We start from the raw sequence: 15,850 nt of genomic DNA on the forward strand, positions 1-15,850 counted from the left end.
CTCTGCCCTGCTGATCTGGCGCCACGTACATGGCGTACGTTTTCGGCGGCCCAAAAAGCAAAACCCCGCCAACGCGGGGTTCTGTGACGTTCCGAAATTTTAAAGTATTTCGGGATCAGCCGGGATCAGGCATAACGACGAAGTCGCAGCGCAAATTCCTGGAGCGCCTTGATGCCGCTTTGTTCGGCACGATGGCACCAGTCCTGCAACTGCACCAGCAACTGTTCGCGTGAAGCATTCGACCGTTCCCACATCGCCGCGAGTTCGCTACGCAGCTCGATATACGTGCGCAGTTTCTGGCTGTTCGCGAAGATCTGCGGAAGCTGACGCTTCTGCGGTTCGTCCAGCCCGTCTTCTTCCTTGTGGACCCACTTGCGTGCGCCGCGCATCAATTGATACTTTTCACGCGCACCCACTTCCTTCAGGTGCGCCATTTCCTGGCGATACGCGCGCTTGAGCGCCTTGCCGTAGCGGGCCATCACTTCGTAACGGTTCGCGAGCACGGCCTGCAGCGTGTCCTGGTCGAGTACCAGCTTGCCCGACGTGAGACGCGGCGTCGGGGCAATTTTCTTCACCTTTGCCAGCTTGAATGCCGACATGATGCGGATGTACATCCAGCCAATGTCGAACTCGTACCACTTGTTCGACAGCTTCGCAGACGTCGCGTATGTGTGATGGTTGTTATGCAGCTCTTCGCCGCCGATCAGGATGCCCCACGGAAAGATGTTCGTGCTTGCGTCCGCGGAGTTGAAGTTGCGGTAACCCCACCAGTGCGCGAGACCGTTGACAACGCCTGCGGCCCAGAACGGAATCCAGATCATCTGCACAGCCCAGATGGTCAGGCCGACGATGCCGAACAGCGCGACATTCAACACCATCATCAGGCTGATGCCGAGAATCGGGTACTTCGTGTACACGTTGCGTTCAATCCAGTCATTCGGCGTGCCGTGGCTGAACTTGCGCAGCGTTTCTTCGTTCTTCGCTTCGGCGCGATACAGTTCCGCGCCTTCGAGCAGCACCTTCCAGATACCGCGCGTCTGCGGGCTGTGCGGATCTTCTTCGGTCTCGCACTTCGCGTGATGCTTGCGGTGAATCGAGGCCCACTGTGCCGTCAGCATGCCTGTGGTCATCCACAGCCAGAAACGGAAAAAGTGACTGACGACGGGATGCAGGTCAAGCGCACGGTGCGCCTGGCAGCGGTGAAGATAGACAGTCACGCCAATGATGGTGACGTGCGTCACCGCCAGCGTGTAAAGCACGAGTTGCCACCACGAAAGACGAAGCAGTCCGTGGGCAAGAAAGTCGAGCAGGGAGTTCAACAAGTCAATTTACCTGTGTGACGTGCGACATCGACCGAAAGGGCCCATGTCAAGAAAGTGAAAGCATGCATCAGGATTCGACGGCATTTTACTAGAACCGTTCCAAGTGTTTGTAACAAATGAGGATTTTTTTGTAGCACCGCAAAGAATATGCAGTTTGAAAGCCCAGGTTCCAGGTAAATCGGAGGACAGATGGAGGGCGGCAACGCCGCCCAGCCCTATCAGGCGCCGTTGTCGCCTTTATGTATCGTTTCACCGGTCAGATTTACTGCATGCGACAGCATGTCGCTGGCGCCGCCGACGATCCGCACTTCGCGTTGCGCGAATGGGATGGAAATGCCGTTCGCCGCAAAGAGCCGCCAGATGTTCAGGTTGATCGCCGAGCGTACGCCCGCGGTTCCCTGCGCCGCATTTTCGATCCAGAAGCCCAGTTCGAGATTGACGCCGTCTGTGCCGAAGCCGACCAGATAAGGCGTCGGCGCGGGCTCCTGCAGCACGCGCGGCACGTCCTTCGCGGCTTCGACCAGCAGCGCCATCGCCTTGTCGATATCGGACGTGTAGGCAATCTGCACCGCCGCCTTCGCGTGACCGCGCGTCAGATACGACGACTGGTTCTGTACGACATCCGTGATGAGCTTTTCGTTTGGAATCAGCGTTTCGATGCCGTCCAGTCCGCGCACCACCGTATAACGCGTGCGGATCTGCGTGACCATGCCCTGCAGTCCGGTGACGTTGATCGTGTCGCCGATGCGAAGCGACCGGTCGATCAGGATGATGAAGCCCGACACGTAGTTGCTCGCGATCTTCTGCAGGCCAAACCCCAGCCCGACGCCGAGCGCGCCGCCAAATACGCCCAGCACGGTCACGTCGATGCCGACGAGCGAGAGACTGACCAGCACCGCCGCCAGCATCAGCAGCGCGCGTCCGACGCGCACCAGCACGACCTTCAGGTTCGCATCGAGCGTGGTCGAACGCGTCAGGCGGTCTTCGAATGCCGAGCCGAGCCACATGGCGACAATCATCGTCACGCAGACCCACAGCAGCCCCGTCGACAGCGACAGCAGCGTCATATGCGCATTCGCAACGCGGAATTTCACGCTGCCCATCCACGCGAGCACGGCGTCCTGAATGCCCATCACGGTCAGCACCATGCCGATCCACACGACGACCGACACCACCTTCTCGACGAGAAACAGCAGACCGTGCGCCTCGCCGTCGCTGCTGAAGACGCGTCGCGCGAAGTAGAACACGATGTAGATCAGGGCAATGCCGAAGAGCGGTACCAGCGCGAGGTCGAGCAGCGCCGTGTGCATGAAATGCGCGGTGATCGTGCTCGCGATCCACACAAACACGCCGCCAACCAGCGGAAAGAACGCCTTGTTAAGGCTCTCCGCGCCGAAACGCAGCTTCTGGTAGCGCGTCTGGCGTCGCAGGTCGAGCGTGCGGCGCAACAGCCGCGCGACGAGCCACGCGGCGGCGAGCGTGCCCACCAGGATTGCCGCCTGCCACAGGATCACCGGCTGACCGAAGTCGCGCACGATGTCGCCGAACATGTGAGAAAAAAGACGTTCTTCCATGGATATCATTGCCCGTCCGGCGCCCTGCCGCGCGCGTCATGCGGCGGCGGAGGCCATCGGGGTCACTCGGTCGCGTCGGTCGCGGGAGCGGCGTCAGCCACCGCGGCAGCAGCGGGCGCCCTGCGTTCCAGCACAGCGGCGAAGAAGCCGTCGGTCGCGTGAAGATGCGGCCACAGCGACAGGTAGTCGCCCATCGGCATGTCGACGCGTTGTTCAGCCAGCACTTCGCCGGCCGGAATCAGCACGAAATCCGGATGGGCGTCGAGGAACTGCTTCACGATCGCTTCATTCTCGGCTTCGAGAATGCTGCACGTCGCGTAGACGAGCCGGCCGCCCTTCTTCACGAGACGCGCCGCGCTCGCCAGAATCGACGCCTGCTTCGGCGCGAGTTCGGCGACCGAATCCGGCGACTGGCGCCACTTCAGATCCGGATTGCGACGCAACGTGCCGAGGCCGCTGCAAGGCGCATCGACCAGCACGCGGTCGATCTTGCCCGCGAGACGCTTGATCTTCGCGTCGTGTTCGCTGTCGATCAGTACCGGGTTCACATTCGACAGGCCGCTTCGCGCGAGGCGCGGCTTCAGCTTGGCGAGACGTCGCTCGGAGATATCGAACGCGTAGAGACGGCCCGTCGAGCGCATCGCGGCGCCGAGCGCGAGCGTCTTGCCGCCGGCGCCCGCGCAGAAGTCGACGATCATCTCGCCGCGCTTCGGCGCGACGAGCGAACACAGCAACTGGCTGCCTTCGTCCTGCACTTCGACCCAGCCATTCTGGAACGCGTCGAGCTTCGTGAGCGGCGGCTTGCCGACCACGCGCACGCCGAACGGCGCGAACGGCGTCGCGCCGGCTTCGATACCGGCCTTGCCGAGCGCTTCGAGCAGTTCGTCACGGCTCGCCTTGATGGGGTTCGCGCGCAGATCCAGCGGTGCCGGGTAATTCAGTGCCGCGGCCAGTTGCGCCAGTTCCGCGGGTTCGAAGCGCGTCGAGAGCGCCTGATAGATCCAGTCAGGCAGATTCAGGCGAATCCGCAGCGGCAGGCTTTCCGGGTCGATCTTCGCGACGTGTTCGAGCCACGTCGATTCGGCTTCGGAGACGAACGGCTTCAGCGCCGAACGCCCCGCCGTCTGCATCAACCCGAGCAGCGCAAGACGCCGCGCCGGGCTGCCCGTGCCGCTTTCGGCCAGATGCGCGAATTCCATCCGGCGACGTAGTACCGCGAAGACGGCTTCGGCGATCACGCCGCGCTCGCCGTGTCCGAGCTTCGGATGCGCGCGGAAAAAGCGGCTCGTAGCGGCGTCCGCGGGGCCCGCGAACTTCAGCACGTCCGCGAGCAGCGTTTCAGTCTGTCCAATCAGAAAACCATGTAGCCTCATACGCCCTCCCCGGCGGTTTGACCGGCGAAGAGCCATTGGGGCTCCGGCGGCGTAAGCGTGACGCGCAGGCCATCGAGGGCAAGACGCCCTTCGACAAACCAGCGTGCGGCACGCGGATAAATGACATGTTCGGTGGCAAGCACGCGCGCGGCCAGCGCCGCGGCGTCGTCGCCGGCCAGCACGGGCACCGCCGACTGAATGACGATCGGCCCATGATCAAGCTGCGACGTGACAAAATGCACCGACGCGCCGTGCAGACGGACGCCGGCGTCGAGCGCCTGCTGATGGGTTTTCAGGCCCGGGAAGCTCGGCAGCAGCGAAGGATGCACGTTCAGCATCCGGCCTGCGTAACGGTCGACGAAACCGGGTGTCAGCACACGCATGAAGCCGGCGAGCGCCAGCAGATCGGGCGAAAAGCGGTCGATTTCGAGTGCAAGCGCGGCGTCGAACGCCTCGCGGTCAGGAAACTGGCGGTGGTCGACGACCACCGTGGCAATGCCTTGCGACGCCGCGAAAGCAAGACCCGCGGCGTCTGGACGGTTGGCAATCACGGCGGCGACCTCAGCCGGCCAGCGCTCGCGCGAACACGCGCGGACAATGGCTTCCATGTTGCTTCCCCGTCCGGAAATCAGGATGACGAGTTTTTTCATCCGCGGATTTTAACATTCGAGGGGCCCGCAAACCGGCCCGCGCCGCCGTGCCGGCTCCCGAGCGTTTATAATCGTTTGTTTTGCGGCATCTGGCCCACTCTACTCAAACTCGCCACACCCGCTATCGTGAGAGTCTTCCGCGGTCTTCCCAATGCCGAAAGCCGTGCGCCCTGCGCACTGACCATCGGCAACTTCGACGGTGTCCACCGCGGCCATCAGGCTTTGCTCGCGCACGTCCGCGCGGCCGCCGATGCACGCGGCCTGCCCGTCTGCGTGATGACCTTCGAGCCGCACCCACGCGAATTCTTCAATCCGGCCGGCGCGCCGCCCCGTATCGCGATGCTGCGTGACAAGCTCGAAGCGCTGCGCATGAACGGCGTCGACCGCGTTGTCGTCGAGCATTTCAACCACACGTTTGCGAGCCAGTCGCCGGACACGTTCGTCGAGCGGATCATCGTCAACGGTCTGCACGCGCGCTGGGTGATGATCGGCGATGACTTCCGCTACGGCGCGAAGCGCGCCGGCGATTTCAATTCGCTGAAGGCGGCGGGCGAGCAGCACGGTTTCGAAGTGGAACAGATGGCGACGGTGGCCGATCCGTCGGGTGCGCGCATTTCCAGTTCCGGCGTGCGCACGGCGCTGGTGTCGGGCGATCTCGATTCGGCACGCGCGGCGCTCGGCCGCGATTACCTGATCAGCGGACACGTCGTGCACGGTATGAAGCTCGGCCGCGATCTCGGCTTTCCCACGCTGAACCTGCCGATTGCCCACAAGCGGCCGGCGCTGGCGGGCATCTTCATCGTACGTGTGCATGGCGTCGAAGCGGAGCCGCTGCCGGGCGTCGCAAGCCTTGGCCTGCGTCCGACCGTCGACGATTCCGGCCGCGTGCTGCTCGAAGTCCACCTGCTCGACTGGCACGGCGACGCGTATGGCAAACCCGTGCGCGTCGAATTCCTGAAGAAGCTGCGCGACGAGGAGAAATACGTCGACCTCGAAACGCTGACCGTTGCGATCTCGCGCGACGTCGCCAATGCGCGTGCGTGGTTTGCCGCCGTTGGCGCATGTGCGCCGGGCAGCCGGTCGACCGGCTTCGCCACCTCGGCCACCGACCGAATTAGATAACCGCCGCGGTACGTGCGGCTGCAGGCGCAGCACGTACCCTCGCCGCGCGCACCGGACAGCGCCAGTCGCCCATGCGACCAGCCTGCCTGAAGCGCGCCACGCCCCGCGTACTCCGCGATACACAGCATTCACCGCGACCTGATCATGAGCAACAAGAAAGCCGATTCGAAACCGCAGTCCCGCTACCCGGTCAACCTGCTCGACACGCCGTTCCCGATGCGCGGCGACCTGCCCAAACGCGAACCCCAATGGGTCAAGGAATGGCAGGAACGCAAGATCTACGAAAAGATCCGCGCCGCCAGCAAGGGCAGAACAAAGTTCATCCTGCACGACGGCCCGCCGTATGCGAACGGCGACATCCACCTCGGCCACGCGGTGAACAAGATCCTGAAGGACATGATCGTCAAGGCGCGCAATCTCGCAGGCTTCGACGCGGTCTATGTGCCGGGCTGGGATTGCCACGGCATGCCGATCGAAATCCAGATCGAAAAGCAGTTCGGCAAGTCGCTGCCGGCTATCGAGGTGATGCAGAAGGCGCGCGCCTACGCGGGCGAGCAGATCGAGAAGCAGAAGCTGGGCTTCCGGCGTCTGGGTGTGCTCGGCGACTGGGACAACCCGTACAGGACGATGAACTTCACCAACGAAGCCGGCGAAATCCGCGCGCTCGCGAAGATCATCGAGAAGGGCTACGTGTTCCGCGGTCTGAAGCCGGTGAACTGGTGTTTCGACTGCGGCTCGGCGCTGGCCGAAGCGGAAGTCGAATACAACGACAAGACCGACCCGACGATCGATGTTCTCTTCAGTTTCGCCGAGCCGGAGAAAACCGCGCACGCGTTCGGCCTCAAGTCGCTGCCGCGCAGCGAAGGCGGCATCGTCATCTGGACGACGACGCCGTGGACTATCCCCGCCAACCAGGCGCTCAACGTTCATCCGGAGATCACGTACGCGCTGGTCGATACACCCCGTGGTCTGCTGATTCTCGCAGAAGAACGCGTCGAAGCCTGCCTGAAGCAGTACGCTCTGGATGGCCATGTCGTCGCAACTGCGCCGGGTGCGAACCTCGCGAATGTGCGCTTCCATCATCCGCTCGCGTCCGCGCATCCGGATTACCGCCGCACGTCGCCGGTTTACCTCGGCGACTACGTGACGACGGAAACCGGCACGGGCATCGTGCACTCGTCGCCGGCGTATGGCGTGGAAGACTTCGTGTCGTGCAAGTCGCACGGCATGGCCGATTCCGACATCATCAGCCCCGTGATGGGCGATGGCCGTTACATCGAATCGCTCGCGCTCTTCGGCGGGCTGTCGATCTGGGCCGCGAATCCGAAAATCGTCGCGGCGCTGGACGCGGCCGGTTCGCTTCTGCGCAGCGAGAAGTACACGCACAGTTACATGCATTGCTGGCGCCACAAGACGCCGATCATCTATCGCGCGACGTCGCAGTGGTTCGCCGGCATGGACGTCAAGCCGAAGGACACGGATAAAACCCTGCGCGAAACCGCGCTCGAAGGTATCGAAGCGACGGCGTTCTATCCGTCGTGGGGCAAGCAGCGCCTCTTCAGCATGATCGCGAATCGCCCGGACTGGACGCTGTCGCGTCAACGTCAATGGGGCGTGCCGATGGCGTTCTTCGTCCATAAGGAAACGGGTGAACTTCACCCGCGCACACTGGAACTGCTCGAACAGGTTGCACAGCGCGTTGAACAGGGCGGCATCGAAACATGGCAGTCGCTCGACCCGCGCGAACTGCTCGGCGACGACGCCAACATGTACGAAAAGAATCGCGACACGCTCGACGTCTGGTTCGATTCCGGCACGACGCACTGGCACGTGCTGCGCGGCTCGCACAAGGATGAGCTGCAATTCCCGGCCGACCTGTATCTCGAAGGCTCGGACCAGCATCGCGGCTGGTTCCACTCGTCACTCCTGACGGCTTCAATGCTCGACGGCCGTCCGCCGTACAACGCGCTCCTGACGCACGGCTTCACGGTCGATGGCGAAGGCCGCAAGATGAGCAAGTCGCTCGGCAACGGCATCGATCCGCATGAAGTGGCGAACCGGCTGGGCGCGGAGATCATCCGTCTGTGGATCGCCTCGACCGACTATTCGGGCGAACTCGCAATCTCCGAGGAAATCCTGAAGCGCGTGACGGAAGGCTATCGACGCATCCGCAACACGCTGCGCTTCCTGCTCGCGAACCTGTCGGACTTCGACTTCGCGAAAGACGCGCGCCCGGTTAGCGACTGGCTCGAAATCGACCGCTACGCGGTTGCGATGACGGCCGGCCTGCAGGCCGACGTGCTCGCGCATTACGAGAAGTACGAGTTCCACCCTGTCGTCGCGAAGCTGCAGACGTTCTGCTCGGAAGATCTCGGCGGCTTCTATCTCGACGTGCTGAAGGACCGTCTGTACACGACGGCGGCCGATTCGGTCGCGCGCCGTTCGGCACAGACCGCGCTGTATCACATCGCGCACGGCCTGCTGCGTCTGATGGCGCCGTTCCTGTCGTTCACCGCCGAAGAAGCATGGAAGGTGTTCCAGCCTGCCGGCGAAACGATCTTCACCGAGACGTATCACGCCTATCCGGACGTGCCGCAATCCGCCGCGCTCGTCGACAAGTGGACGCTGCTGCGCGAAGTCCGCGGCAACGTGACGAAGGCGCTGGAAGAAGCGCGCGTCGCGAACCTGATCGGTTCGTCGTTGCAGGCCGAAGTGGAAATCCGCGCGAGCGACGCGCGTTACAACGCGTTGGCCAGCCTTGGCGACGATCTGAAGTTCGTGCTGATCACGTCGACGGCGACGGTGGTGAAGGTCGAAACCTCCGAGCAAGAAGGCGTCGAAGTGATCGCGTCGAAGTATCTGAAGTGCGAACGCTGCTGGCACTATCGCGCGGACGTCGGCGCTCATTCGGGGCATCCGACGCTGTGCGGCCGCTGCTTCAGCAACCTCTTCGGCAGCGGTGAAGCAAGGAGCGCGGCATAATGGCCAGAACCATGTCGAAACCTGCTGGCGGCTCGTCGCTGCTGCCGTGGCTGGGCGTTGCACTGATCGTCATTCTGTTCGACCAGCTGTCGAAGATCGCGATTGCGAAGGTGTTCGCGTACGGACAGTCGGTCGCGTTGACGCCGTTCTTCAACCTCGTGCTCGTGTACAACCGCGGCGCGGCGTTCAGCTTCCTCGCGGCAGCGGGCGGCTGGCAGCGCTGGGCGTTCACGGCGCTGGGCGTGATCGCGGCGCTGGTGATCTGCTATCTGCTGAAGCGCCACGGTAACCAGCGGCTCTTCTGCACGGCGCTGGCGCTCATTCTCGGTGGCGCGCTGGGTAATGTGATCGACCGGATCGCGTACGGCCACGTGATCGATTTCCTCGATTTTCACGTGCGCGCGTGGCACTGGCCGGCGTTCAATCTCGCCGACAGCGCGATCACGATCGGTGCGGCGCTGCTCGTGTTCGACGAGCTGCGGCGGGTGCGCGGCGCGCGTTGAGCGTTCGCGTCTGGCGGCGCGAGTGTTGATGGGTACAAAGGTCGGCGACGTCATGTGCGCCGGCCATCATGCTTTGTCGGAGGCTCGCGTTGGCAACCGCAGAACTCGCTGGAAAACATCTCGTCCTCGGCATGACAGGCGGCATCGCCTGCTACAAGATCGCTGAACTCACGCGCCTCCTGACGAAAGCCGGCGCGACCGTGCAGGTCGCGATGACCGAAGCGGCGACGCAGTTCATCACGCCCGTCACGATGCAGGCGCTGTCCGGCCGGCCCGTCTACACGAGCCAGTGGGATACGCGCATCGACAACAACATGCCGCACATCGATCTGTCGCGCGAAGCGGATGCCATCGTGATCGCGCCTGCTTCGACGGATTTTCTCGCGAAGCTCGCGCACGGCATGGCCGACGATCTGCTGTCCACATTGTGCGTCGCGCGCGATTGCCCGCTGCTCGTCGTGCCTGCGATGAACCGTCAGATGTGGATGAATCCGGCGACGCAACGTAACGTCGCGCAACTGCGTGCCGATGGCATCGAAGTACTCGGGCCGGATTCGGGCGCTCAGGCATGCGGCGAAACGGGCGACGGCCGCATGCTTGAACCTGGAGCGACATACGATGCGATCGCGTCGTTCTTTACACCGAAAATTCTCGCCGGCCGCCGCGTGCTGCTGACCGCCGGGCCGACGTTCGAACCACTCGATCCCGTACGCGGTATCACGAACCGTTCGAGCGGCAAGATGGGCTTCGCGCTCGCCCGCGCCGCACAGCAGGCTGGCGCTGACGTCCACCTCGTCGCCGGCCCGGTTTCGCTGGAAACGCCGTGGGGCGTGTATCGTGAAGATGTGCAGACCGCGCAGCAGATGCACGACGCCGTGATGCGCGCGGTGCCCGACTACGACATCTTCATCGGCGTCGCGGCGGTTGCCGACTGGCGCATCGATCACGTCAGCGAACACAAGATCAAGAAGAACGCGGACAAGTCGTTGCCCACGTTCACCTTCGTCGAGAACCCGGACATTCTGGCGTCGGTGGCGAAGCTGCCGCATCCGCCCTACTGCGTTGGCTTCGCGGCGGAAAGCGGCGACCTCGAAGTACACGGCGAAGAGAAGCGCGTTCGCAAGAACGTGCCTTTGCTGATCGGCAATCTCGGTCCACTGACCTTCGGCCTCGACGACAACGAAGTCATTCTCTTCGAAGGCAAAGGCACAACAAAACTGCCGCGCGCGGACAAGCAGACGCTCGCGCGCGCGTTGATCGCTGAAATTGCGAAGCGCCTGCCGGACACGCGCCTGATCCCGTAACGTCGCGCGCGTTGCATTAAATATTGAACCGGAGCGGTACTGCCATGACGCTACTTTCCGTGCTCGATCAAACGCCCGTGATCGACGGGTATTCGGTAGCCGACGCGGTCGCCGCCACCGTCGAACTCTCACAACTCGCCGACGATCTCGGCTACACGCGCTACTGGTGCGCCGAACATCACGGCCTGCGCGGCGTTTCGAACCCCTGCCCCGAGGTCATGCTCGCGCGACTCGGTAGTATGACAAAGCGCATCCGCCTCGGCTCCGGCGGCATCATGCTGCCGTACTACAGCCCGTTCAAGATTGCTGAGCAGTTCCTGATGCTCGAAGCGCTCTTTCCGAACCGGATCGATCTCGGTGTGGGCCGCGCGCCCGGCGGCGACATGCGCACCGCGCAGGCCGTTGCCGCGGGCACGTACAACCGCGGCGATATTTTTCCGCAGCAGGTCGCCGATCTCGTCGGGCTGATGAACGGCACGCTGTCGTCGGAACACATCGCGCATGATGTGCTGCTACAACCGGCAGTCGAAACCCGGCCGCAATTATGGGTGCTGGGTTCGAGTGACTTCGGCGGCATGCTCGCGGCGCAACTGGGCCTGCGTTTTTCGTTCGCGCACTTCATCAACGCGCACTTCGGTCGTCAGGTTGCACAGGTCTATCGCGAACGCTTTACGGCCGGCAACGAGGCGAAGCCGTATCTCGCCGCCGCGATGTTCGTGATCTGCGCGGACACTGAACAGGAAGCCGCCGACCTCGAAAAAGCCGTGGACCTGCGTCGCGTGCAGATGGCGTATGGATTGAACGCGCCGATCCCGTCGATCGAGCAGGGGCTCGCGCAGGAATACGGCGAACGCGAACAGCTGGTGATCGACCGCGAGAAACCGCGCAGCATCATCGGCACACCCGAAACCGTCACGGAACGGATGCTCGCCGTGCAGGCGCAGTTCCAGGCCGACGAACTGATCGTTCTTACCGTCGCGGGCAGTTACCGTGCGCGGCTTCGCTCTTACGAACTCCTCGCCGACGCGTTCCAGCTGGCACGCTGAGGTTTTTTCAATTCACACCGAACCTGCATGAAACTCGACCTGAAGATTCTCGACGCGCGCATGCGCGAACAGCTGCCCGCTTACGCGACAACCGGCAGCGCGGGCCTCGACCTGCGCGCCTGCCTCGATGAACCGCTGACGCTGAAGCCCGGCGAAACCGCTCTGGTGCCGACAGGTCTGGCGATCCACGTCGGCGATCCGGGTTATGCGGCGCTGATCCTGCCGCGCTCAGGGCTTGGTCACAAACACGGCATCGTGCTGGGGAATCTCGTCGGGCTGATCGACTCGGACTATCAGGGCCAGTTGATGATCTCGACGTGGAACCGCGGCCAGAACGAGTTCACGCTGAATCCGATGGAACGCCTCGCGCAACTCGTCATCGTGCCGGTCGTGCAGGCCGAGTTCAATATCGTCGACGACTTCGAAGAAAGCGTGCGCGGCGACGGTGGGTTTGGCAGCACGGGCAAGCACTAGCTTCGGTCGAAACAGCAAACGCAAAAAGCAGAACGGCGCGGGTTTTAGCCCGCACCGTTCTGCTTTCACGTACAGCGAAAAACTTACTCGACTTCGATCGCTTCCGGATTCGGATTGCGCGGCGCCGGCTGTTCGTCGAAGGTCAACTGCACCTTGTCTTCAGCATCGACGTCGACCGTCACACGGCCACCACTCATCAGCTTGCCGAACAGCAGTTCATCAGCCAGTGCACGACGGATCGTGTCCTGGATCAGACGCTGCATCGGACGTGCACCCATCAGTGGATCGAAACCGTGCTTCGCGAGATGCTTGCGCAGCGCGTCGGTGAAGAGCGCGTCGACCTTCTTCTCGTGCAGCTGGTCTTCGAGTTGCATCAGGAACTTGTCGACCACGCGCATGATGATTTCTTCATCGAGCGAGCGGAAGCTGATCGTCGCATCCAGACGGTTACGGAACTCCGGCGTGAACATGCGCTTGATATCGACCATTTCGTCGCCGGTTTCGCGGCGCGTCGTGAAACCGATCGTCGACTTGTTCATCGACTCAGCGCCCGCATTCGTCGTCATGATGATAATGACGTTGCGGAAGTCTGCCTTGCGACCGTTGTTGTCCGTCAGCGTGCCGTGGTCCATCACCTGCAGCAGCACGTTGTAGATGTCCGGATGCGCCTTCTCGATTTCGTCGAGCAGCAGCACGCAATGCGGCTTCTTCGTGACAGCTTCGGTGAGCAGGCCGCCCTGATCGAAACCGACATAGCCCGGCGGCGCGCCGATCAACCGGCTCACCGCATGACGTTCCATGTACTCCGACATGTCGAAACGGATCAGCTCGATGCCGAGCGTGAACGCGAGCTGCCGCGCCACTTCGGTCTTGCCGACGCCAGTCGGGCCAGAGAACAGGAACGCGCCAATCGGCTTGTCCAGTTTGCCAAGGCCAGCGCGCGCCATCTTGATCGAGGCGGAAAGCGCATCGATCGCCGGGTCTTGCCCGAAGACGACGCTCTTCAGATCGCGATCGAGCGTTTGCAGCTTGCTGCGATCGTCCTGCGAAACACTTTGCGCCGGCACGCGTGCGATCTTCGAGATGATTTCCTCGATCTCGCCCTTGCCGATCGTCTTCTTCTGCTTCGACTTCGGCAGGATACGTTGCGCCGCGCCCGCTTCGTCGATCACGTCGATCGCCTTGTCCGGCAGATGACGATCCGTGATGAAGCGTGCCGACAGTTCAGCCGCCGCCGACAGCGCGCCCGATGAATACTTCACGCCGTGATGTTCTTCGAAGCGCGACTTGAGGCCGCGCAGGATCGCCACCGTCTGTTCGACGGTCGGCTCGGTGACATCGATCTTCTGGAAACGGCGCGACAGTGCCGCGTCCTTTTCGAAGATGCCGCGATATTCCGTGAACGTGGTCGCGCCGATGCACTTCAGCGTGCCCGACGAGAGCGCCGGCTTCAGCAGATTCGAAGCATCCAGCGTACCGCCCGACGCAGCACCTGCGCCGATCAGCGTATGAATTTCGTCGATGAAGAGAATCGCGTGCGGGCGTTCCTTCAATTCCTTGAGGACCGTCTTCAGGCGCTGTTCGAAGTCACCGCGATACTTCGTGCCGGCGAGCAGCGCGCCCATGTCGAGCGAATACACCTGCGCATCCGCAAGAATGTCCGGCACTTCGCCGCGCGTGATGCGCCAGGCGAGGCCTTCGGCGATCGCCGTCTTGCCGACGCCAGCCTCACCGACCAGTAGCGGATTGTTCTTGCGACGACGGCACAGCACCTGCACCACACGCTCGACTTCCGACTCGCGTCCGATCAGTGGATCGATGCGGCCGTCTTTCGCCATCTGGTTCAGGTTCTGCGTGAACTGTGCAAGCGGGGTTTCCTTCTGCGCAGCGGCTTCGTCAGACTCGGCGCTGGCGTCGCTCGCTTTCGCGGCGTCGGTGCTGTTCGTCTTCGCGATGCCGTGCGAGATGAAGTTCACCACGTCCAGACGTGTCACGCCCTGCTGCTGCAGGTAGTAGACCGCGTGCGAATCCTTCTCGCCGAAAATCGCGACGAGAACGTTCGCGCCGGTGACTTCCTTCTTGCCGTTCGATGTCGACTGAACATGCATGATTGCGCGCTGGATCACGCGCTGGAAGCCGAGGGTCGGCTGCGTATCGACGTCGTCCGTGCCTGGCACGGTCGGCGTGTTGTCATGAATGAAGTTGCGCAGGTTCTGACGCAGGTCTTCGATATTGGCCGCGCATGCGCGCAACACTTCTGCTGCCGTCGGATTGTCCAACAGGGCCAGTAAAAGATGTTCGACCGTGATGAACTCGTGCCGTGCCTGGCGTGCTTCCATGAACGCCATGTGCAGGCTGACTTCCAGTTCCTGGGCAATCATGCTTCCTCCATCACACACTGCAGCGGATGCCCGGCCTGCCGTGCGTGGGTAACGACTTGCTCGACCTTGGTCGACGCGATGTCCCGCGTGTAGACCCCACAAACCCCCCGACCTTCGCGATGCACCTTCAACATGACCTGCGTTGCGGTCTCACGATCTTTATTGAAATACTCCTGCACGACCATCACGACGAATTCCATCGGCGTGAAGTCGTCATTCAGCAGCACCACCTTATACATGGCCGGCGGTTTCAGCTTCTGTTCCTGCCGCTCCAGTACGGTGCCGTCCTGCTTGTCCGGGATAATCGCCATACATCCAATTCTAAACAACCCGGGCAGGCCCGCAATCCTGCCAAAACCCGACCGGCTGGTCGGCGATCGGTTCGCCACCGCCTGACCGTACAGCCTTGTCACGCGTGAGTTCTGCACCGAGCCGATTGCGGATCCGGCTCACGGGACTGACCTGAAACCCATCCCGAAAAACTGCAGTCGAAACGAGTATCGCACAACCCACCCGATCAGGCTGGAGACGACCGCGATGCTCGTCTGGTCTGAACCTCATGTGAGTCGATTATGCGTCTTTTCAAGATGCGCCGCTTGCGCCACCGCACATAAGAAAAGAAGGAAAAACCCTGGAAATTGGGTCTTTACAACGTGTCTACGGCCGTCTCAAAATTTTCTTGACAGTCGAATTAAGAGCCTCAACAATCAAGCTGGCACTTTTTTCCACCCAGCCGGAATAACGGAAAAATGCCGTGGTGAGCTTGTAACGAGGAGCGACAGCAACTGCGGTCGTTAAGCTTTTCGAGGGGCTCGTGGCAGGAACATGAGTTACAGGGGAAGTTGGCATGGCAACTGGTACGGTCAAATGGTTCAATGACGCGAAAGGTTTCGGATTCATTACGCCCGACGAAGGCGGTGAGGATCTGTTTGCACACTTTTCGGCTATCCAGATGAACGGTTTCAAAACGCTCAAGGAAGGCCAGAAAGTAAGCTTCGAGGTCGTGCAAGGCCCCAAAGGCAAACAGGCATCGAATATCCAGGCTGCCGCCTGATTCTGTTCGATACCCGGACCCTGAAAACCCGGCTTCGCGCCGGGTTTTTTCGTTTCGGGCCTTGC

General features: G+C 62.2%; 13 protein-coding genes. 7 read left to right on the forward strand and 6 right to left on the reverse strand.

Translation table 11 applies throughout. From position 1 onward, the window contains the following. Positions 1–125: 125 nt before the first annotated feature. The 4 genes from P3T16_RS13845 to purN form a co-directional block, all read right to left on the reverse strand. On the reverse strand, positions 126–1,322 hold the full coding sequence (locus P3T16_RS13845) for a DesA family fatty acid desaturase (protein ID WP_429342721.1): 1,197 nt from the start codon (positions 1,320–1,322) through the stop codon (positions 126–128). A 218-nt stretch (positions 1,323–1,540) separates the two neighbouring features. After that, entirely contained in the window at positions 1,541–2,896 is a 1,356-nt protein-coding gene (locus P3T16_RS13850; RefSeq protein WP_429342722.1) for a mechanosensitive ion channel family protein, read from the reverse strand. Positions 2,897–2,958: 62 nt separating this feature from the next. After that, entirely contained in the window at positions 2,959–4,269 is a 1,311-nt protein-coding gene (locus P3T16_RS13855; protein ID WP_429342723.1) for an RsmB/NOP family class I SAM-dependent RNA methyltransferase, read from the reverse strand. Next, on the reverse strand, positions 4,266–4,919 hold the full coding sequence (gene purN / locus P3T16_RS13860; RefSeq protein WP_429342724.1) for a phosphoribosylglycinamide formyltransferase: 654 nt from the start codon (positions 4,917–4,919) through the stop codon (positions 4,266–4,268). The genes P3T16_RS13855 and purN overlap by 4 nt, the downstream gene beginning before the upstream one ends. A 126-nt stretch (positions 4,920–5,045) precedes the next feature. Between purN and P3T16_RS13865 the strand changes: the two genes are divergently transcribed. The 6 genes from P3T16_RS13865 (at position 5,046) to dut (ending at position 12,350) form a co-directional block, all read left to right on the forward strand. After that, positions 5,046–6,041, forward strand: a complete 996-nt coding sequence (locus P3T16_RS13865; protein WP_429342725.1) for a bifunctional riboflavin kinase/FAD synthetase — start codon at positions 5,046–5,048, stop codon at positions 6,039–6,041. A 144-nt stretch (positions 6,042–6,185) separates the two neighbouring features. Beyond that, positions 6,186–9,023, forward strand: a complete 2,838-nt coding sequence (gene ileS / locus P3T16_RS13870) for an isoleucine--tRNA ligase (protein ID WP_429342726.1) — start codon at positions 6,186–6,188, stop codon at positions 9,021–9,023. Next, positions 9,023–9,526 (forward strand): signal peptidase II, encoded by a 504-nt coding sequence (lspA, locus tag P3T16_RS13875; RefSeq protein ID WP_429254596.1) that lies wholly within the window; start codon positions 9,023–9,025, stop codon positions 9,524–9,526. The genes ileS and lspA overlap by 1 nt, the downstream gene beginning before the upstream one ends. Positions 9,527–9,615: 89 nt before the next feature. Then, positions 9,616–10,830 (forward strand): bifunctional phosphopantothenoylcysteine decarboxylase/phosphopantothenate--cysteine ligase CoaBC, encoded by a 1,215-nt coding sequence (coaBC, locus tag P3T16_RS13880; protein ID WP_429254597.1) that lies wholly within the window; start codon positions 9,616–9,618, stop codon positions 10,828–10,830. 44 nt (positions 10,831–10,874) lie between these two features. Continuing rightward, positions 10,875–11,876: an LLM class flavin-dependent oxidoreductase gene (locus P3T16_RS13885; protein WP_429342727.1), complete on the forward strand. Its 1,002-nt coding sequence runs from the start codon at positions 10,875–10,877 to the stop codon at positions 11,874–11,876. A gap of 27 nt (positions 11,877–11,903) precedes the next feature. Further along, positions 11,904–12,350 carry a dUTP diphosphatase gene (gene dut / locus P3T16_RS13890; RefSeq protein ID WP_429342728.1) on the forward strand — a complete coding sequence of 149 codons (447 nt, stop codon included), beginning with the start codon at positions 11,904–11,906 and terminating at the stop codon, positions 12,348–12,350. A gap of 83 nt (positions 12,351–12,433) precedes the next feature. On the opposite strand, the gene clpA is transcribed toward dut, so the two are convergent. Continuing rightward, positions 12,434–14,731 carry an ATP-dependent Clp protease ATP-binding subunit ClpA gene (gene clpA, locus P3T16_RS13895; protein WP_429254600.1) on the reverse strand — a complete coding sequence of 766 codons (2,298 nt, stop codon included), beginning with the start codon at positions 14,729–14,731 and terminating at the stop codon, positions 12,434–12,436. Then, complete coding sequence (clpS, locus tag P3T16_RS13900) at positions 14,728–15,042, reverse strand: ATP-dependent Clp protease adapter ClpS (protein ID WP_228875618.1); 315 nt, start codon at positions 15,040–15,042, stop codon at positions 14,728–14,730. Before clpS ends, clpA begins: the two co-directional genes overlap by 4 nt. A gap of 536 nt (positions 15,043–15,578) precedes the next feature. Between clpS and cspD the strand changes: the two genes are divergently transcribed. Continuing rightward, positions 15,579–15,785, forward strand: a complete 207-nt coding sequence (cspD, locus tag P3T16_RS13905; protein ID WP_017776809.1) for a cold shock domain-containing protein CspD — start codon at positions 15,579–15,581, stop codon at positions 15,783–15,785. The last annotated feature ends 65 nt before the right edge of the window (positions 15,786–15,850 follow it).

This window comes from Paraburkholderia sp. GAS42, assembly GCF_050436565.1.
GTDB lineage: Bacteria > Pseudomonadota > Gammaproteobacteria > Burkholderiales > Burkholderiaceae > Paraburkholderia.

Excerpts from the sequence above, each read along its gene's own strand:
- P3T16_RS13850 (WP_429342722.1), bottom strand. The coding sequence starts at position 2,896 with ATGGAAGAACGTCTTTTTTCTCACATGTTCGGCGACATCGTGCGCGAC.
- P3T16_RS13855 (WP_429342723.1), bottom strand. The coding sequence starts at position 4,269 with ATGAGGCTACATGGTTTTCTGATTGGACAGACTGAAACGCTGCTCGCG.
- purN (WP_429342724.1), bottom strand. The coding sequence starts at position 4,919 with ATGAAAAAACTCGTCATCCTGATTTCCGGACGGGGAAGCAACATGGAA.
- ileS (WP_429342726.1), top strand. The coding sequence starts at position 6,186 with ATGAGCAACAAGAAAGCCGATTCGAAACCGCAGTCCCGCTACCCGGTC.
- lspA (WP_429254596.1), top strand. The coding sequence starts at position 9,023 with ATGGCCAGAACCATGTCGAAACCTGCTGGCGGCTCGTCGCTGCTGCCG.
- P3T16_RS13885 (WP_429342727.1), top strand. The coding sequence starts at position 10,875 with ATGACGCTACTTTCCGTGCTCGATCAAACGCCCGTGATCGACGGGTAT.
- dut (WP_429342728.1), top strand. The coding sequence starts at position 11,904 with ATGAAACTCGACCTGAAGATTCTCGACGCGCGCATGCGCGAACAGCTG.
- clpA (WP_429254600.1), bottom strand. The coding sequence starts at position 14,731 with ATGATTGCCCAGGAACTGGAAGTCAGCCTGCACATGGCGTTCATGGAA.
- clpS (WP_228875618.1), bottom strand. The coding sequence starts at position 15,042 with ATGGCGATTATCCCGGACAAGCAGGACGGCACCGTACTGGAGCGGCAG.
- cspD (WP_017776809.1), top strand. The coding sequence starts at position 15,579 with ATGGCAACTGGTACGGTCAAATGGTTCAATGACGCGAAAGGTTTCGGA.